16 protein-coding genes are annotated in these 19,499 nt (G+C 45.7%); 14 read left to right on the plus strand and 2 right to left on the minus strand.

The window, feature by feature from the left end; genetic code table 11:
* Nucleotides 1–143: 143 nt before the first annotated feature.
* The 10 genes from B5G33_RS02330 (at nucleotide 144) to B5G33_RS02375 (ending at nucleotide 11,142) form a co-directional block, all read left to right on the plus strand.
* On the plus strand, nucleotides 144–2,843 hold the full coding sequence (locus B5G33_RS02330; protein WP_087416610.1) for a DEAD/DEAH box helicase family protein: 2,700 nt from the start codon (nucleotides 144–146) through the stop codon (nucleotides 2,841–2,843).
* Entirely contained in the window at nucleotides 2,843–4,288 is a 1,446-nt protein-coding gene (locus B5G33_RS02335) for an aminotransferase class I/II-fold pyridoxal phosphate-dependent enzyme (RefSeq protein ID WP_087416611.1), read from the plus strand. The genes B5G33_RS02330 and B5G33_RS02335 overlap by 1 nt, the downstream gene beginning before the upstream one ends.
* An 11-nt stretch (nucleotides 4,289–4,299) precedes the next feature.
* Nucleotides 4,300–4,887 (plus strand): guanylate kinase, encoded by a 588-nt coding sequence (locus B5G33_RS02340; RefSeq protein WP_087416612.1) that lies wholly within the window; start codon nucleotides 4,300–4,302, stop codon nucleotides 4,885–4,887.
* Nucleotides 4,888–4,956: 69 nt separating this feature from the next.
* Nucleotides 4,957–5,946 (plus strand): DNA polymerase III subunit delta', encoded by a 990-nt coding sequence (gene holB, locus B5G33_RS02345; protein WP_087270247.1) that lies wholly within the window; start codon nucleotides 4,957–4,959, stop codon nucleotides 5,944–5,946.
* A gap of 1 nt (nucleotide 5,947) precedes the next feature.
* Nucleotides 5,948–6,832 carry a PSP1 domain-containing protein gene (locus tag B5G33_RS02350; RefSeq protein ID WP_087270250.1) on the plus strand — a complete coding sequence of 295 codons (885 nt, stop codon included), beginning with the start codon at nucleotides 5,948–5,950 and terminating at the stop codon, nucleotides 6,830–6,832.
* A 19-nt stretch (nucleotides 6,833–6,851) separates the two neighbouring features.
* Entirely contained in the window at nucleotides 6,852–7,604 is a 753-nt protein-coding gene (locus tag B5G33_RS02355) for a tRNA1(Val) (adenine(37)-N6)-methyltransferase (RefSeq protein WP_087416613.1), read from the plus strand.
* Nucleotides 7,601–8,446 (plus strand): 16S rRNA (cytidine(1402)-2'-O)-methyltransferase, encoded by an 846-nt coding sequence (rsmI, locus tag B5G33_RS02360; RefSeq protein ID WP_087416614.1) that lies wholly within the window; start codon nucleotides 7,601–7,603, stop codon nucleotides 8,444–8,446. The genes B5G33_RS02355 and rsmI overlap by 4 nt, the downstream gene beginning before the upstream one ends.
* Before the next feature lie 31 nt (nucleotides 8,447–8,477).
* A complete protein-coding gene (locus B5G33_RS02365; protein WP_242974445.1) occupies nucleotides 8,478–9,725 on the plus strand; it encodes a CapA family protein in 1,248 nt (415 codons plus the stop codon).
* Nucleotides 9,726–9,766: 41 nt separating this feature from the next.
* Nucleotides 9,767–10,459, plus strand: a complete 693-nt coding sequence (locus B5G33_RS02370) for an HIRAN domain-containing protein (RefSeq protein WP_087416615.1) — start codon at nucleotides 9,767–9,769, stop codon at nucleotides 10,457–10,459.
* 65 nt (nucleotides 10,460–10,524) lie between these two features.
* Nucleotides 10,525–11,142, plus strand: coding sequence for a nucleoside recognition domain-containing protein (locus B5G33_RS02375; RefSeq protein WP_087270263.1), 618 nt, complete (start codon nucleotides 10,525–10,527; stop codon nucleotides 11,140–11,142).
* Nucleotides 11,143–11,572: 430 nt separating this feature from the next.
* Here B5G33_RS02375 and B5G33_RS02380 read toward each other — a convergent pair whose 3' ends face one another.
* Nucleotides 11,573–12,610 (minus strand): LacI family DNA-binding transcriptional regulator, encoded by a 1,038-nt coding sequence (locus tag B5G33_RS02380; protein ID WP_087416616.1) that lies wholly within the window; start codon nucleotides 12,608–12,610, stop codon nucleotides 11,573–11,575.
* Nucleotides 12,611–12,954: 344 nt separating this feature from the next.
* Here B5G33_RS02380 and B5G33_RS02385 point away from each other — a divergent pair, with 344 nt between their 5' ends.
* The 4 genes from B5G33_RS02385 to B5G33_RS02400 all read left to right on the plus strand — a co-directional run bounded on the left by B5G33_RS02385 (nucleotide 12,955) and on the right by B5G33_RS02400 (nucleotide 17,505).
* A complete protein-coding gene (locus B5G33_RS02385) occupies nucleotides 12,955–14,319 on the plus strand; it encodes an ABC transporter substrate-binding protein (RefSeq protein WP_087270579.1) in 1,365 nt (454 codons plus the stop codon).
* A gap of 16 nt (nucleotides 14,320–14,335) precedes the next feature.
* Entirely contained in the window at nucleotides 14,336–15,208 is an 873-nt protein-coding gene (locus B5G33_RS02390; RefSeq protein WP_087416617.1) for a carbohydrate ABC transporter permease, read from the plus strand.
* Nucleotides 15,208–16,068 (plus strand): carbohydrate ABC transporter permease, encoded by an 861-nt coding sequence (locus B5G33_RS02395; RefSeq protein WP_087416618.1) that lies wholly within the window; start codon nucleotides 15,208–15,210, stop codon nucleotides 16,066–16,068. Before B5G33_RS02390 ends, B5G33_RS02395 begins: the two co-directional genes overlap by 1 nt.
* Nucleotides 16,069–16,188: 120 nt before the next feature.
* Complete coding sequence (locus tag B5G33_RS02400) at nucleotides 16,189–17,505, plus strand: glycoside hydrolase family 32 protein (protein ID WP_087270274.1); 1,317 nt, start codon at nucleotides 16,189–16,191, stop codon at nucleotides 17,503–17,505.
* 72 nt (nucleotides 17,506–17,577) lie between these two features.
* Here the strand turns inward: B5G33_RS02400 and B5G33_RS02405 are convergent, their stop codons facing one another.
* The gene (locus B5G33_RS02405; protein WP_087416619.1) at nucleotides 17,578–19,485 is read right to left on the minus strand and encodes a beta-N-acetylhexosaminidase; all 1,908 of its coding nucleotides are present in this window, start codon (nucleotides 19,483–19,485) and stop codon (nucleotides 17,578–17,580) included.
* Nucleotides 19,486–19,499: the final 14 nt, after the last annotated feature.

Raw genomic sequence — 19,499 nt, forward strand, 5'->3', positions numbered from 1 at the left:
TTCAGTGTGAATCCTGGGCTTTGCCCCTTTTTCTTTTTATAGTATAATGAAAGAACATTAGGAGCCGTGATTTTTTAGCTGCGGCCCCAAATCCGGCGCAGGGACTTACAGGAACGAGTCCGGAATGTATATAGGAGGCTGCTGTGAAAAGAGAAAATATTTACGAAGGTGTTCTTTCCTTTAAAGGAACCTGGAGAAACTATCAAAACAGAGTGCTGGAGGAAGCTGATAAATATCTGGAGGACGGAAAAATACATATTGTAGCGGCTCCGGGGGCAGGAAAAACTACCCTGGGAATTGAACTGATACGAAGGGCTGGCCAGCCCTGTCTGATATTTTCCCCCAGGATCGTGATCCGGGAGCAGTGGCTGGAACGTATCCGCCAGTTCTTTCTTACAGAAGAAAAAAATAATGGGCTGCTTTCCAACAACCTGAAATCTCCGGCTTTGATTACCTCTGTAACTTATCAGACCCTCTATTCTTCTGTAAAAGGTTATCAGGGAACAGAAGAGGAACAGGAGGGGGAAGAGCCGGAGACTGTGGATTTTTCAGATTTTCAACTGTTGGAAACTGTTCGTAAGGCAGGAATCAGAACAATCTGTCTGGATGAGTGCCATCATCTGAAAAATGAGTGGTGGAAGGCCCTGGAAAGCTTTATGCAGGAAATGAAAGATGTGACGGTGATCAGTCTGACTGCCACACCGCCCTATGATTCCACTCCTGCCCAGTGGGAACGGTATATCAGGATGTGCGGAGAAATCGATGCAGAAATAACGATTCCTGAATTGGTAAAAGAAGGCAGCCTCTGTCCTCACCAGGACTATGTATACTTCAATTATCCGGCAGGGGATGAGGAAAGACAGCTGGAACAGTTTCGGATGACTTCTGATGAGATGTTTGAAGAAGTTCTTGGAGATTCCAGGCTGAGAGAGGCTGCAGCTTCCCATAGGGCCCTTTTGGATTATGAGAATTATTTTGACCAAATGCTGGAGAATCCGGCTTACCTGTCTTCCCTGCTGATTTACTGCCAGTGTATGGGAATTTCCTTTTCACCTGCCTGGCTCCAGGTTTTGGGAATCGAGAGCCTGCCGGATATGTCAGAAAAATGGATGGAAATATTTCTCCAGGGCTTTCTTTACGAGGATAGAGAAAGCTACACTTGCTATGAAAACTATCAGAAAGAACTGATGAAAAAGCTGAAAGCAGCCGGTCTCATAGAAAAGGGAAAGGTCTGCTTTTTGATGAACAGCCGAATAGAACGAATGCTGGCAAACAGCGTGGGAAAGATGGATAGTATCTGCAGGATTGCTTTCCGGGAGTATGCTTCTGAAAGAGAAGAACTGAGGATGCTGATCCTTACGGACTATGTAAGGAAAGAGGCCAGAAAGTCTCTGGGAGAGCCGGAAAAAGAAGTGGGAAATATTGGAGTTCTGCCCATATTCGAGCTTCTCAGGAGACAAGGGATGGATTGGAAACTGGGAGTGCTCTGCGGAAGTCTTCTTGTCTTTCCAGATTCTGCAAAAGAGAAGTTTCTGAAGGAGGCTGCTCTGGAAGCGTCAGGTCTGGAACCAGAATTGAAGCCCCTTACAGACAGCAGAGGAGGGGCTCTTGGCTATACAGAGGCAGCAGTACAGGGAAAACAACATATCTATATTCAAATTATGACCAGGCTTTTTGAAAGGGGAGACATCCAGATTCTTATCGGCACCAAATCTCTTCTGGGTGAAGGCTGGGATTCTCCCTGTATTAATTCCCTTATTCTTGCCAGTTTTGTAGGCTCTTATGTTTTGGGAAATCAGATGAGAGGAAGAGCTATCCGGGTAAATAAGGAAAAACCGGATAAAGTCAGCAATATCTGGCATCTGGTCTGCCTTTTGCAGCCAAAGGAACAAAGAGAAAGGAAACAAATGGGAATACAGGAGCCGGAATTGTCCCAGGATTTCTATACATTAAAGAGAAGAATGGAAGGGATACCAGGGCTTCGCTATGACGGCAGCAGGATTGAAAATGGAATGGAAAGGCTTACTATTATTTCACCGCCTTATGATCCCACCCATGTGCAGCAGATCAATCTGGAGATGGAGGAGCTGTCCAGCCACCGGGAAATCGTTGCCGGACAATGGAAAGAAGATGTGTGCTTTTATGAGAAAATGGAGATGGCGGACCAGTGCGGCACGGAGAAAAAGAGCAGCCGTCGGGGCGTACATTTTTATAACGCCCTGGGAGCCCAGATCCTGCTTTTGCTTATGCAGATCTGCAATACACTGGTACGAGTGAATATAACCAGGGGAACCATGTTTTCTAATCTCATCTTCTTTATCCTTTCGGCAGTCTTTGTTGCAGGTACATTTCTTTGGGGAAAGAAACTGATCTGGTGGCTTACTCCAATGAGCCGGTACAAAGCTTTGAGCAGAGGACTGCTGGCTGCTTTGAAGAAGAGAGGGTATATCTTATCCTCCTGTGAGGCTGCCACAGAGGAGGAGATAGGAATCCGCTTCTGGGCATGGCTTAGCGGAGGGACGGACAGAGAAAAGACAGTCTTTGCCCAGGCCCTGGCAGATATGCTGAAACCTATAGATAATCAGAGATATCTTCTTGTCTATGGACGAAACATAGAAAAACCTGTAGAATATTTCTGCGTACCCCAGGTTTTTTCTGGAACCAGGGAAAAAGCGGAAAATTTCCGAAAAGACATGAAGCCTTATATCGGTAAATACCATCTTATCTATACAAGAAATCCTGAGGGAAGAAGACTGCTCCTTCGGGGAAGGGCAGAGTCTTTTTCCAATAGGAATCAGAGAAAAATATATAGAAAAAAGACAGTAAAAGGAGCCTTGGAATAATGAGTCAGGGAAAATATCTGGACAGAGAATTGTATAAATACGGAAGAGGAGAAGCCTATCCCTTTCATATGCCGGGGCATAAAAGACAGGCAGTGACGCCTTATCTGGAAAATCCATATCTGGAAGATATTACGGAGATTACGGGATTCGATAATCTCCACCATGCAGAGGGTATCCTGAAGGAAGCTCAGGAATATGGGGCAGAAATCTTCAGGGCAAAGCAGACTTATTTTTTGATCAACGGAAGTACGGCAGGGATTTTGGCAGCAGTGTCTGCCTGTACGAAACCAGGAGGGAAACTCCTTATGGCCAGGAACTGCCATAAGGCAGCTTACCATGCAGCCTGCCTGAGAGAACTGGAGACGGTATACCTGTATCCTTCCTGGGAGGAGAGTCTGGGGCTCAACGGAGGAATCTGTCCGGAAGATGTGGAGGCTGCCCTGGCAGCAGATGGGGAGATTCAGGCAGTGCTGATCACGTCACCTACTTACGACGGGATTTTGTCTGATGTGAAAAAGATCGCTGAGACGGTTCACAGATATGGGATTCCTCTTATTGTAGATGAGGCTCACGGCGCCCATCTGCCTTTTCACGATTATTTTCCAGAATCTGCCCTGTATCAGGGCGGAGATATTGTGATACAAAGCTTACATAAAACATTACCTTCTCTGACCCAAACGGCGGTTCTTCACAACCAGTCAGAACTGGTGTCCAGGGAAAGACTGGAGAGGTTTTTGGGCATCTACCAGACCAGCAGCCCTTCTTATCTGCTTATGGCCTCTATAACGGCCTGCCTCCGCTATGTGGAACAACGGGGAGAAGAAGAATTTGAGAAGTATGTATGCCGATTGGACAAATGGAGAAGGGTTCTGGCTCAGATGAAGACCCTATATTTGCCGGGGAAGGAGCTTCTGGGACAGAAAGGGATTTTTGATCTGGATCTGTCAAAAATTATAATTTCAGGAGAAGGGGCAAATATAGACGGTCCTTCTCTGCACCGGATACTCAGGGAGAAATACGGTCTGGAGCTGGAGATGGAGGCCCCTAAGTATGTCCTGGCCCTTACCAGTCTTATGGACACAGAGGAGGGCTTTCAGAGGCTGGCAGAGGCATTGCTGGAAATTGATTCCAGGCTGATGAAAGGGTACAAAAGAAAACCGCTGAGTTTTACAGATTATCCCCAGGAACTTTGTTCCCGGCAGATCCTGTCTATATCACAGGCTATGGAGAGGGAACAGGAGGAGAGAAACCTGACAGAGTCCAGAGGGCTCATTTCCGGAGAATTTGCCTATCTGTACCCCCCGGGGATTCCTTTGCTGGTTCCGGGAGAAGAGATTACCGAAGAGTTCATAGAACAGGCAGTCCGGTGGGAAAAGGAGGGAATCCGCCTCCAGGGCCTGTCAGATTATACACAGAAGAGAATAAAAACAGTGAAAAAGAGATAAAGAGGGAAGAGATGGGAAAAATATTTTATATCATGGGTAAAAGTTCTTCAGGAAAGGATACTATATATCGAAGGCTGCTGGAAGACCGGGAGCTGGCCTTAAGGAATATTGTCCTTTACACTACCAGGCCTATGCGCCAGGGGGAACAGCCGGGGCGGGAATACTATTTTGTAGGAGAGGAAACCTTTAAGGAATATGAGGCCCAGGGAAAGATTATTGAATCCAGAACTTACCAGACAGTCTACGGCCCCTGGATTTATTTTACTGCTGACGATGGACAGGTTCAGCTGGAACAGAGGAATTATCTGGGAATCGGTACTCTGGAATCCTATCTCCACATGAAAGATTATTACGGAGAAGAGAAGATATGCCCCCTTTATATAGAGGTAGAGGATGGAGAACGGCTGAAACGGGCAATCCGCAGGGAAGAGTTTCAGCCTGAGCCTAAATATGCGGAAATGTGCAGGAGATTCCTGGCAGATGAGGAAGATTTTTCTCTGGAAAATCTGAAAAAAGCAGGAATTGAAAGGCACTTTGAGAATATTGAACTGGAAAGCTGTGTAAAGGAATTGAAAACCTGTATACAAACGTTGCAGTAATGAAAAAATCTGTGCTATAATTACATAATGAAAATTTGCAAAAACAAGCAGGAATTGAGGTGGATTGCAATGCAGTTAGTTGAAAAAGTATTAGGACATGAAGAAGTGATCAAACATTTACAGAATGCTGCGGCTATGGACAAGGTTTCCCATTCCTATATTTTTGCAGGAGAAAAGGGAAGCGGCAAGAAGCTTCTGGCAAAATTGTTTGCCATGACATTGCAGTGCGAGAAACATGGGAAAGAGCCCTGTCTGCAGTGCAGTTCCTGTAAGAAAGCCATGAACCGGAATCATCCGGATATTATTTATGTTACCCATGAGAAACCCAACTCTATCGGTATTGAGGATATCAGGGAACAGCTTATCGGAGATGTGGCCATCAAGCCATATACCGGTCCCTATAAGATTTACATTGTAGATGAAGCGGAAAAAATGACCGTCCAGGCTCAGAATGCTCTTTTGAAGACCATTGAGGAGCCGCCGGCTTATGCGGTAATCCTTCTGCTGGTAAATAACGGTGGTTCTCTGCTGCCTACTATTTCTTCCAGATGTGTGACCCTGAACTTTAAGCCGGTGAGAGATGAAGTTATAAAGAAATATCTTATGGAAGAACTTCATGTTCCCGACTATCAGGCAGAGGTCAGTGTGGCATTTGCCCAGGGAAATGTGGGAAAAGCAAAGCAGATTGCCACGGCAGAGGATTTTTCTCAGATGATGGAGGCTGCTCTCAGGATACTGAAAAGAAGCAAGGATATGGAAGTGTATGAGATGGTAGACGCCATTAAGGCTCTTTCGGAAGAAAAGCATACCATCTATGAGTATCTGGATCTGTTTCTCGTATGGTTCCGGGATGTGCTGATGTTCAAGGCTACACATGAGATAGACGGTCTGGTATTCAGACAGGAGTATAAAGACATAAAAAATCGGGCGGACAAAAGTTCCTACGAGGGTCTGGAAAATATTATCAAGGCTATTGAGACTGCCAAGGTGCGGCTTCAGGCCAATGTTAATTTTGAACTGACCATGGAGCTTCTGTTCCTGACAATCAGGGAGAACTGACATGATAAGAGTAATTGGAGTAAGATTTCGCAACGTAGGAAAAATCTATTATTTTTCACCTAAAGATCTGGATATTAAAGCCGGAGACCACGTAATCGTAGAGACTGCCAGAGGAGTAGAGTATGGCAACGTGGTGCTGGCCCCAAGAGATGTAAAGGAAGAAAAGGTTGTTCAGCCTTTAAAGGATGTTATCCGTATTGCCAATGCTCAGGATGACAAGAAAGAAGAGACAAATCGGAAGAAGGAAAGAGAAGCCTATAAGATCTGTCAGAAAAAAATCCGGGAACATAACCTGGAAATGAAACTTATTGATGTGGAGTATACCTTTGATAATAATAAGATCCTCTTTTATTTTACTGCAGATGGAAGGATTGACTTCAGGGAGCTGGTGAAGGACCTGGCGGCAGTTTTCAAGACCAGGATAGAACTTCGTCAGATCGGTGTCAGAGATGAGACCAAGATTCTGGGAGGTATCGGAATCTGCGGCAGAGAATTATGCTGTCATACCTTCCTTTCAGAGTTTGCCCCTGTTTCCATAAAAATGGCAAAGGAGCAGAATCTGTCACTGAATCCTTCTAAAATATCCGGAGTCTGCGGACGGCTGATGTGCTGTCTGAAAAATGAGGAAGAAAACTATGAAGAACTGAACCGGAAACTTCCCAACACAGGAGACAAGGTAACTACCCCGGAAGGACTGAAAGGGGAAGTGCAGAGTGTCAATGTCCTCCGCCAGCTGGTGAAAGTAGTGGTGGATGTGGAAGACGAGAAGGAAGTGAGAGAGTATCAGGCCTCAGAGCTGAAATTTAAATCCAGACAGAAAAAAGATAAGATTAAGATCAGCCCTGAAGAGATGAAAGCTTTAAAAGAACTGGAAAAGGATAAATAGGAGAAAGGATCATCCATTCATGGAAGAGAACAGACTGATCAGAGAAGATGAGAGGCTGGATGACCTCCAGAACGGATACATGCTGATACAGAACCCTTCGCAGTTTTGTTTTGGCATCGACGCAGTGCTTCTTTCCTGGTATGCCCAGGTTAGACCGGGAGAGAAGGCGCTGGATATGGGGACGGGCACAGGAATCGTCCCTATTTTATTAAAAGCCCGGTACCCCCAGGGAAAATATACAGGACTGGAGATACAGGAAGAAAGCGCTGAAATGGCCAGAAGAAGTGTGGCTTACAATCACCTGGAGGAAGACATATCCATTACACTGGGAGATATTAAAGAGGCTTCACAGATATACGGAAACTCTTCTTTTGATGTAGTGGTCACCAATCCTCCCTATATGATCGGCAGCCACGGACTTACGGGAGAAAATCAGGCAAAGACCATTGCCCGCCATGAGACATTATGTACTTTGGAGGACATTCTGGAGCAGGGAGCAAAAGTCCTGCGGCCCAGGGGCAGATTCTATATGGTACACCGGCCTTTCCGGCTGGCAGAGATCCTGTCGGCTATGGTCCGTTATAAGATAGAGCCAAAAAGAATGCGGCTGGTATATCCCTATGTGGATAAAGAACCTAATCTGGTGCTGATCGAGGGGATGAGAGGGGGGCGTTCCAGAATGACTGTGGAAAAGCCTCTTATCGTCTATGAGGCTCCTGGTGTATACGCCAGGGAGGTTCTGGACATTTACGGACAGGAGTGGAAAAAATGAAGGGACAGCTATACTTATGTGCAACGCCTATTGGAAATCTGGAAGACATTACTTTCCGGGTTCTGCGTATATTAAAAGAAGCGGATCTGATCGCGGCGGAGGACACCAGGAACAGCAGGAAGCTTCTGAATCATTTTGAGATAAAGACACCCATGACCAGTTATCATGAATATAACAAATACGATAAAGGCAGATGGCTGGTAAGTCAGATGGAAGAGGGAAAGCAGGTAGCCCTTATTACAGATGCCGGGACGCCGGGGATTTCAGACCCGGGAGAGGAACTGGTGGCCATGTGCTGGGAGGCGGGAATCCAGGTTACTTCTGTACCGGGACCGGCGGCCTGTATCACGGCTCTTACCATGTCGGGTCTGCCTGCCAGACGGTTTTCCTTTGAGGCCTTTCTGCCTCAGGATAAGAAAGAACGTCAGGAAATCCTGGAAGAAATGAAGAGAGATACCAGGACTCTGGTGCTCTATGAAGCCCCTCACCGGCTGGTGAAAACCTTAGAGGAACTTTTCCATGAACTGGGAGACAGAGATGTTGCTGTGTGCAGAGAGCTGACCAAAAAACACGAGACAGTCTTTAAGGGAAAACTGGAAGAGGCATGGAAATGGTATCAGGACAATCCTCCAAAGGGAGAATGCGTACTGGTGCTGGAGGGAAAATCCAGAGAGGAAATAAGAGAAGAAGAGAGAAGGAAATGGGAAGACATGTCTGTGGCAGAGCACATGGAGCTGTATCTGAGCCGGGGCATGGAGAAGAAGGAGGCTATGAAGCAGGTGGCAAAAGACAGAGGCGTGAGCAAACGTGATATTTATCAGAGTCTGCTTCAGGAATCCTGAATCTGGCGTAAGCAAGTACGGGAGATAAACTATGGAGGAGAACAGAAAGAAAAGACAGAGGGAACGAGAGAGAAAAATGGAAATGCGGCGCCGTCAGGTCCGCAGGCAGAAAATGATCCTGGGAGGGGCTGCAGGAGGAGCGCTTCTTCTTTTGATACTGGTGCTGGCAATACGGGCAATGGCTGCAGGGGCGGAGCGGCAGCAGGAAGAAGAGAAACAGAAACAACAGGCCCAGGAAGTCCAGGAAAAAGAGCCGGAGAAGGTCAGTCTTACCATCAGCGCTGCAGGAGACTGTACTTTGGGAACAGATGAGAACTTTTACTATGCCACCAGTCTTCCGGCAAAATATGAGGCAGTGCAGGATCCGGGATATTTTTTCCAGAAGGTGCTTCCTGTATTTTCTCAGGATGATCTGACAATCGTGAACATGGAAGGTATTCTCACCGCAGAGGAACTCCAGAGGGAGATTAAGCAGTTTGCTTTTAAAGGGGATCCGGAATATGTGCAGATCCTTACAGAAGGTTCTGTGGAAGCGGCCAATCTGGCAAATAATCACAGCCGTGACTATGGAGAGCAGAGTTATACCGACACCATAGAGATTATGGAGAATGCCGGCATCCCTACCTTCGGTTATGACAGAACAGCTCTTTTGGATGTAAAAGGTGTTAAAGTAGGCCTTGTGGGAACATATGAGCTGGCGGACCATATGGGATGCGAGGAAGAGATGATCCAAAATATCGAGAGTCTGAAGGAACAGGGGGCTCAGCTCATCATCGCCTCTTTCCACTGGGGAATCGAGCGCACCAACGTCCCCAATGAGATTCAGGTGGATCTGGCTCATTCAGCTATAGACCACGGCGCAGACCTGGTCCTGGGACATCATCCTCATGTACTTCAGGGAATCGAGACATATAAAGGAAAGAACATTGTCTATAGTCTGGGCAATTTCTGTTTCGGAGGAAATTCCGGGCCAAATGATATGGATGCTATGATCTTTCAGCAGACTTTTACCCTGGAGGATGGAGAACTGGTGGGGGATAATGTAACCAATATCACTCCAGTAAAGATTTCCGGCTCCTGGGCTCAGGGAGTCAATGATTACCAGCCCACGCCTGTGGAAGGAGATACCGGGGAAGGGATTATTTCCCGGATAGAGGAGTATTCCCAAAGTCTGGCAGATCAGTATGGCACAGAACCGGCGGTAATCAACTCTTCTCTGGACAGTGACAAGGAGGAGAGCCAGTCGGGAACTGTGACGGGGACTGCCGTAGAGGGGTAAAAGGTTTTCAGTAGAATTGTTTATGGAAAAGAGGCGTAAATATGTCAATCAAAGACGGCAAAGACTATCTTTATTTGATTTGGAAATCAGAGAAGTCCAGAAAACAGTATATTGTAGGGCAATTAATCAAAAATGGACAGTATGAATTTCAGTATTATTCAGATGTGGAGACTGCGATAAATGACGGATTTATGCCTTTGTTATGTTTTCAGGATTTGAATAAAGTATATAAGAGTGATAAACTTTTTCCGATTTTTGCAAGCCGACTGCCAGACAGAAAGAGAAAGGATATTAAAAAAATTTTAGACAAATATGATTTGGAAGAATACGACGAATATATATTGCTAAAAAGAAGCGGGGCCCGGTTACCTATTGACAGTCTAGAATTTATTGACCCAATCTTGGATACTGACCAAGCTGTAAAGCATATTTTTTATGTGGCAGGAGTTCGGCATTATTTGGAGTGCAGTGGTAAAAATTGCGAAAAAGCGACAGAAATCACTAGAGGAGACCAAGTATATCTAAAACAGGAAAAAGACAATGCGTATGACAACAACGCAGTGCAAATGCTGAGCGAGGACGGAAAAGTTTTCGGCTATGTTCCAAGATACTATAGTGCGGGAGTAAGTGCATTGCTGGAAAAGGGAAGAAATATTGTATGCCATATTTATAATGTGGATCAGAATAAGAACTGTAATGAATGCATAAAAGCAATTATGGAGGTTAAGAAATAAAATAGTATTAAATAATATCAGAAAATCCCTCATATAGTTAATTAAGAAAAGTTTAGGAGTTCCCTATGCTGAATTATCTCTGGGGCGGTATGCTTCTGGTGGGAATCATATACGGGGGAATTACCGGAAACATGAATGAAGTAACGGAGGCTGCCCTTTCCTCTGCGGAAGAGGCAGTGTCTCTTTGCATTACCATGGCGGGAATCGTGGCCATGTGGGTGGGGCTGATGGAGATTGCCAGGGCTTCTGGCCTGGTGGATCGGCTTACTAATGCAATGAGGCCGCTGCTTCATTTTTTATTTCCCCGGATACCGGAAGCACACAGATCTTTGGAATACATATCTGCAAATATGATCGCCAATTTTCTTGGCCTTGGCTGGGCGGCCACACCTTTTGGGCTGAAGGCTATGGAAGAACTGGAAAAACTGGAAGATGACAGAAGAGCAGGCAAAGCGCCGGGAAAGGCCAGAGGAAAAGGAATTGCAGGAAATGAAATGTGCACCTTCCTCATCATTAATATTTCTTCTATACAGCTGATACCTGTAAATATCATTGCCTACCGAAGCCAGTACGGCAGTGTAAATCCTACGGCAATCGTAGGGCCGGCGATTGCGGCCACGGCGGTGAGTACAGGGGTGGCGGTGATATTCTGCCGGCTGATGGACCGGGGGCTGAGAGCGTGAGAACGCTCCGCTTTTCTGGTGTTCTTACTATGTTGTTGACATCATAAAAAGTCAATAATAAAATGAAAACAGGAATTTTTGATTATGGAGAGGTACATTCTATATAGGTATTTGGCTACTTATAATTCGCAACGGTATAATAAAATTTTAACTTAAAAGAGTGTAAAAAGTGGAAGTGAATTGGTCAGACACCTTCTGACCAATTATTAAATAGGCCTTTCGATGATATGGCGCATTCAAAAACAGCCGTTAATTTATCTATGGTATACGCCTATTATGAAATTGGCTGCAGAATTTATGAAGAAGAACAGCAAGTATCAAACAGTTCTGCCGAGCAAAGAAGAGTTGAAAAGAGTTAAAGGCTATGGAAAAACTGGAAGATGACAGAAGAGCAGGCAAAGTGCTGGGAAAGGCCAGAGGAAAGGAGCCGCTACAGCGGCCCCTCTGTGGTTTCCCTTCGGAATAGGATAGGAGTGATAACTTTATGGACCGGTTCCTTCAGAGGAGCCGGTTTTCTTTTTTTTCGTTCATTCATCTGGTCTACAAGGAGGCTCACTGCCTCCAGAGCAATTTTGTCGATCTGCTGGCCCACGGTACTGATGGGAACCACAGCTTCTCTGGAAATGGGAGAGTTGTCAAAGCCCACAATGAGATAATCTTCAGGCATACGGCCATATTTACGGATCAGCAGGTTTACCAGCACATTTGCCAGAGTATCGTTGGACATAAAAATCCCTTTTTTCTGTTTAGGATATTTCTGTTCCAGTTCTGTCAGGACTTCCCGGAGAACTTTTTCTATCTCTTCATAGGCAGCTCCAAAATCTTTATAGATTACCTGATGCTCCAGACCCTTTTCCTTACATAGATCCAGGAATCCCTGAATTCGTCCATAGGAGGGAATTTCCTGGGCCGTGGGAGCAGTGATATGGAAAAGGACATCGCACTGATGCTTAGCCAGAAGGCTTGCGGCCTGTATACCTCCCATATAATTGTCTGTGTTGACACTGGACACATATTTATCTTCTCTTTCTATGGTCACAATGGGAATCTGAAGATCTGCAAGCTCCTTGGAGGGAATGGTAAAGCTTAAGATAATCAGTCCTTCAATTTTGTAAGCCATCAGCTCCTGGATATACTGCCGCTCTGTCTCTTCCCGCTCATTTCCGATAAAAACGAGAAACTTGTACCCGAATTTTTCATAGGTCAGCAGGATTTTATTCAGCATTTCTGAATGGAAGTGATTGTGAAGTCCAGGGATGATAATACCGATAAACTCCGTTTTTCCGTTAGCCAGGATCCGGGCCACCTTATTTTCTTTATAGTTTAAGTCCTCCAGAGCTTTGGCGATGATCTCCTGATTTTTCAGGGTGAGAGAGTCCGGATGGTTGAAATAGCGGGAGATGGTGGTCTTTGAAAAATTTGTATACTTTGCAATATCGTCAAAAGTTATATTTTTTTTCTCGCTCATAATATCTCCATTAAAATATTCGGCTGCTGCCCAGGCTGGCCTGCTTTTCCATGAAATACAGGCTCTGCCAGGGGCGGTGCCAGTGTTTTCTTTAAGAAACAGTATAGCAGAAAACTATGAGAGTAACAAGAAGTAATCGGTTACGTAACCGGTTATGTTCAACATAGATAAAACGAGACTGATGAAATTGTGTACTATTTACAAAGTTCTAAAATGGCCTTGACGCTGTATTGTGCAGGTGTTAAGATATGAGCATAAAGTAACCGGTTACTTAACCGGTTACAAAAAGAAACCTGAACGAAGGGTAAACAAAGAAATTGGAGGGAAAGGCTATGAAAAGAAAAATGGCTGCAAAGGTCATTGCCGCAGGACTTGTGGTGGCTATGACGGCTGTGGGGCTGTCTGGCTGTACATTTGGTTTTGCCAGTGACCCGGATGATCCCAATGAGGTGGAGGAGGAAATTCCCATAGACATGTCTGTGGACAGCTTTCAGTATGACTCCAGCCTGAACGGGACTAGCATTACGCTGCTGAATTCCAAAGCAGAAATCCAGGTTGCCCTGGAAGAAATGGGGAAAGTGTTTGAGGAGAAGTCAGGAGTCCATGTGGAGGTTATGCCGGTTACAGACGGTGAATCTCCCTATACCAAGGTGGTAAGCCTGTATAATTCCGGAACGCCTCCTACACTGTCTATTCTGGATACCACAGATGTAATCGCTCTGGCTGAGGAGAAGGGAGAGGACCTGTCAGGAGAGAACTGGACGGCTGAGGCAGAGGATTACCTTACAAAAGTGAACGGAAAAGTATACAGTTTCCCCCTGTGTATTGAGGGAAGAGGGATTATCTATAATAAGGCAGCTATCGAGGAAGCTCTGGGAGAGGAGTTTGATCCTTCCTCTATTAAGACAAGAGAGGACTTTACAGAAATCTTAGAGGAGCTGGTGGCAGCCGGAGTGGAAAAACCAATTTCTGTGGCAAAGGAAGACTGGTCTTTAGGCGCTCATCTTTTACAGTATATTTATGAGACCTATGACGGAACTTCAGCAGGGGCCCAGGAGATTATTGAGGAGATCAAGGACGGAAGCCTGGACCTGGAATCTTATGACCGTATGACAGGTTTTCTGGATACTTTTGATGTACTGAAGAAATATAATGTGGCGAAAGCAGATCCTCTGGGAGCCGACTATGATGAGATGGCCATTGACCTTGCAGATGGAAAGACGGTTTTCTGGGTCAATGGAAACTGGGCATGGCCGAACCTGGAAGAGGCAGGAGCTGAGAAAGAGGACGAATACGGATTCCTTCCATTCTTCATGAGCGATGATGAAACAGATTTTGCCAACCAGATGATCCAGGGCTCACCTTCCAAGCAGATCATGATGGATGGACAGATGGCTTCTGAGGAAGAAAAGGCTGCGGCAAGAGAGTTTCTGAACTGGATCGTATACAGCGAGATCGGCCAGCAGATGCTGGTAAATACCTGTAATCTGATACCGCCCTTCCAGAACAATCCTTATGAACCGGCAGATCCTTTAAGCCGTGACATTTATGAGAAGGTACAGAGGGGAGAAGCCTTTAATGCATCTGCTATTGTTCCTAATGACCACTGGTCTGTGCTGGGAGCAGCCATGCAGAAATATCTGGCAGGCAGAAGTGACCGGGAGGAACTGATAGGATCCATTGAGGATTATTGGGCAGAACAGGAATAAGAAAGAAGGTTGAATGATGAAATCAAAGAATAAAGGAAAAGATTTCGGTATTTTCGCGCTGCCGGGAATGTTTTGCTTCTTTGCAGTAGTGATTATCCCTTTTATATACGGCGTTTACCTTACCTTTACGGACTGGGACGGCGTAGCCGAGGTAAAGAACTTTATCGGCCTTGCCAACTTCCAGAAGGTGATCGAAGACCATGAATTTTGGACATCTATGCTGCTGACTTTTAAATATGTGATCCTTGTAGTGCTGCTGGTAAATATTATCGCCTTTGCCATCGCCTATCTTCTTACAAGAGGATTTAAAGGCCAGAACTTCTTCCGGGCAGGCTTCTTTACACCGAATCTGATCGGAGGTATCGTTCTGGGATATATCTGGCAGTTCGTATTTTCCAGAGTGTTTGTAAATATTGGAGAAAGCACCGGCTGGAGTCTTTTTGAAGCCTCCTGGCTCTCAGATCCAAACAAGGCCTTTGCGGCTATGGTACTGGTTTCTGTATGGCAGCTTTCCGGATATATGATCCTGATCTATGTGGCAGGATTTATGGGACTCAGCGAAGACGTTATGGAAGCAGCCAGCATTGACGGAGCTTCCGGATGGTTAAAGATGAGAAAGATCGTACTTCCTCTGATGATGTCCTCTATCACGATCTGCCTGTTCCTGACCTTATCAAGAGCCTTCATGGTTTACGATGTAAACCTTTCTCTTACTGCAGGAGGTCCTTACGGCACTACAGAAATGGCAGCCATGCATGTATATGAAAAAGCCTTTACTTCCAGGCAGTTCGGCGCAGGCCAGGCTGAAGCCCTGATCCTGTTCATCGTAGTAGCATGTATCAGCGGTCTTCAGGTATATCTCACAAAGAAACAGGAGGTGGAAGCATAATGAATCAGAAAAAAATCGGCGGAACCAAGAGAAAGGTTCAGAATGTTATCGCAATGGCAGTATTGATCGTTATTTTTATTACTTATATGTTTCCCTTCCTTATGGTACTGATCAATTCCTTAAAGCAGAAACGGGATATCATCAAGAGTCCTTTTTCCTGGCTGTTTACCATTAAGGGACTTTCCTTTGACAACTTTGTCAATGCCTTCAACCAGATGGACTTTCTGAATGCTTTTAAAAATTCTCTGATCGTAACCGTTTCTGCCACTGTGCTGGTTACTATTCTGGGAACCATGCTGGCTTACTATATCGTGAGACACAATAATAAGATTTCTAAGATTACTTTTGCTCTAATGGTTGCTTCCATGATCATACCTTTCCAGGCGATCATGATCCCTCTGGTAAGTATTTACGGAGGCACGCTGAATATCCTGAACCACAGAATCACTTTGATCTTCATGCACACAGGATTTTCCATGGCAATGTCCGTGTTTATGTTCCATGGGTTTATAAAGGGAAATGTACCTATAGCCCTGGAAGAAGCGGCCTACATTGACGGCTGCACACATATCCAGACATTTTTCAAGATCGTATTTCCATTGCTGAAACCTACGATTTCCACAATGGTGATCTTGAACGCCATGTCTTTTTGGAATGATTTCCTTCTTCCATCTTTGGTACTTACAGATAAGAAGCTTTTAACGTTACCCCTTTCCACGTACAGCTTCTACGGTACATATTCAGCGGATTACGGAACGATCATGGCAGGTCTTCTGCTGTGCGTAATACCGATCATGATCTTGTACGTAGCGCTGCAAAAGCAGATTATCGGCGGAGTTGTTGCCGGAGCAGTGAAATAAGGCTCCTGCCCAAAGGCAGCCAGAGATGCTATTCGTTTGGGGACTGCCCCATGAAACATTCAGATTCTGTGTTCATGGGCGGTCCCATTTTCCATTACTATAAAAGGGGACAGTTTCGATATGAAGAAAGACAGAATACATTTAAAAGCACCAGGGAACTGGATCAACGACCCTAATGGTTTTATTTATTATAAAGGACAGTATCACCTGTTTTACCAGTATTTTCCCTATGCCCCTCAGTGGGGGACCATGCACTGGGGACATGCGGTCAGCAGCGATCTCACGGAATGGGAGCACAAGGGCGTGGCCCTGTTTCCCACCAGATACGAAGATCAGAACGGCTGCTTTTCCGGAAGTGCTGTGGAACATGAAGGGAAAATGTATCTTTATTATACGGGAATCCACTATGATGAAACAGACCGGGAAAATATCCATAAATGTCCTGGGGATAAATACCAGGCGACACAGATGATGATCACATCGCCAGATGGTTTCAGCTTTGACAATTTTTCAGGGAAAAAGGTGATCATTCCGGCCTTTATGGAAGGAGAGAAGGGAGACAGGACCCATACCAGAGATCCCAAGGTATGGAGAGGGAAAGATGCCTGGTATATGGTACTGGGAACTACGGACCAGGAAAAGCAGGGGAAAATTCTCTTCTACAAAAGTCAGGATCTGGAGAACTGGATTTTTGTAAATCAGGCCGGAAAAGAGGAAAGAGGATGGATGTGGGAATGCCCGGACCTTTTTGAGGTCCAGGGGCAGACCATACTTATGCTTTCTCCTATGGGAATCCTTCAGGAAGAAAATAAAGAGGCCAATCATGCAGTGTGTATGGTGGTAGAATTTCAGGAAAAGGACTGCTCAGTAGGATTTCCGGATACCTATCAGTTTCTGGACTACGGACTGGATCTGTATGCGTCTCAGAGTACCCTGGATGAGGAGGGGCGCAGGGTAGTGACAGGATGGATCCGTATGCCTGAGGCTGTAGATGGAAAGTGGAGGGGAATGTTCTGTATTCCCAGAGTAGCAGAGGTAAAAAAAGGGCATATATACTTCCATCCTCATCCAAATATTGAGAAAAGGTTTACCAAAAAGATCACTTCCCCTGCACAGGCCCATGAAGCCGGATATCGGCTGACACTGGAACTGAAAGAAGGGGAATCCCTGGATATCGGGGGATATCTTATCAGCCGCAGAAACAACTGCATCTGCACAGACCGGACCCGGGTTTTCCGGGAACACAGAGGCTGGAGACAGACCGCAGTTTCTCCGGAAGTGAAAGAGGGAGATCTGTTGGAAATCTATGTGGACAAAAATCTTATAGAGGTGTTTATTAATAGAGGAGAATACGTGATCAGCAGTACAGTGTATAACCTGGGGAATAAGATCACTGCTGATATAGAAGGGGAGATTCAGATAGATACTCTGGAATAATTCTCTCTATAAATAGTGAAGTCCCCTCTTTTGGCAGAAACATGTGTGCTCGGCCAAAAGAGGGGGCATTTTTTATACGGTATCCACCAGGTCACAGCCGCTGATGATCTTGTCCCAGAGATTTTCTCTTAATTCTGCTTTGGGGTCATGAGGGTTCATATTACCCAGTTCCCAGTAGGGCAGGCGTTCCTGTTCCAGCTCTTCCAGGCGGGAAGTCTGGCCCTCCAGCCAGCTGCGGGTCCTTCTCTGACAGTTTTTCAGGCGGGCTTTTACACCTTCCAACCGGATGTCCAGAAGCTCATAGCCGAAAGCCTTGGCATCGGTGAACCAGAGATTTTCTCTGGCAGTGTGCATTTGGGCCAGATCCTTCTGAATATTGGGGATAACTTCTTCAGAAATTTCCTTCAATGTGGATAAGTCACCGGCGTCGTAGGCGGATTTTATCCGGAGGCCAAGGTCAGCCTTCTGAGCAAGGACCAAAGCCAGATAAGCATAGAATCTGAAAAACTCCTGATATTCTCCGGGTGTTTCAGAGATGGTCTTCAGCTTATCACCCAGGGACTGATAGTAGGTCCGGGTATCCACGTCTTTCAGATGAAAGTCAAAAAGTCCCAGCATAGGATCCTGGTACAGAAGGTACTTGGAAGGATTATCTGCAGTAAGATTTTTTCCAGAGCCTTTGAAAAGAGAGTCCAGGGAATCCAAAAGAAGAAAATCCTCCAGATTGCCATCGATGCAGTCCCGGAAATAAGTGCTTAGCTCTTCCTCATATAAATCTTCGTGGAAACAGAGGAAGGAAAAGACGGCAAGGCCCGGCCAGATGGCATCAATGGGAGTTTCTGCGCCGTTGTCCATCCATCCGGTAGCAAATACTTCCTGAATTCCTTCCTGACGGCAGGCTCCAAGGGCCAGACGGCTGCAGCAGAAAGCTTTACCGTAGTTGGGTGAAATTCCGTTCCAGTTCCAGACGCCGCCGGCAAAGATTACTCGGTCTGACAGCTCCTTGTGGACCCGGAGCATATTGTGGTAGATATCCCTGCGGGTATTATAATAGTCCCAGTATACCATTCCCAGTTCTTTGGGCGGTTTTTCCCAGCCAGAAATATCTGTGGAGGCTTTCACATCATAGTAGCCCCCGACCGTATTGGCAGTGATATACATATCACTCCACATCATGGGATTCCATCCGGCATCCTTACAAAGCTCCAGGACTTTTTCTGTATGTTTCCGGATGATCACAGAACTTTCTTCATATCCATTTTCCTTCAGATAATTTCCCAGTCCCAGCATATGGGCCTCATCCATACCGATGTGGATATTCCGGGTGGTAAAGGAAGATTTCAGAGATTCCAGAAGGCTGCGGATAAAGGCATAAACTTCCTCAGATCCGGCTTTTAAAATATCGCCGGTGTCTCTCAGATTTTCAGAATTATGCCACCTAAGAAAACTGTGAAGATGAGCCAGGGTCTGGATACAGGGAACAAGCTCTATGCCAAAGAGGCTGCAGTAACTGTCCAAACTTTGCAGCTCTTCACGGGTATACCGGCCTCTGTAGGTGCCAAAGTAGGGATGATCCGGTACCTCATAAGTGTCTTCCATATAAAGAAAGAGCTGGTTCATTCCCATTTTGGCCAGTCTTCGGATAATGGACCTGAGCTTTTCCGGGGCAGCTACGGCATTTCTGGAACAGTCCAGCATAAAACCCCGCTTTTGGAAGTAAGGATTTTCTTCCAGAGAGAAATCTTCTCCGCTGTGATGAAGGACATAATTAAAAAGACGGAAGTAGAGAACCGGATCCTGGAAACGAATGGTGCAGGAATGGTCTTTTTTTTCAATAGAAGCCTTGGCGGCATCGAGGCTCTCTTCCAAAATAATTGTAAGAGAGCCATCCTGGTTATTGTTGTTTTCTGATAAGAGAAGGCGGCTTCCTTCTTCTACAGACCGGATCAGCTCCGGCTTCCCCTTAAACTCGAGATTCATAAAGCAAATTCTCC

The organism is Blautia sp. An81, assembly GCF_002161285.1.
GTDB lineage: Bacteria > Bacillota > Clostridia > Lachnospirales > Lachnospiraceae > Blautia > Blautia ornithocaccae.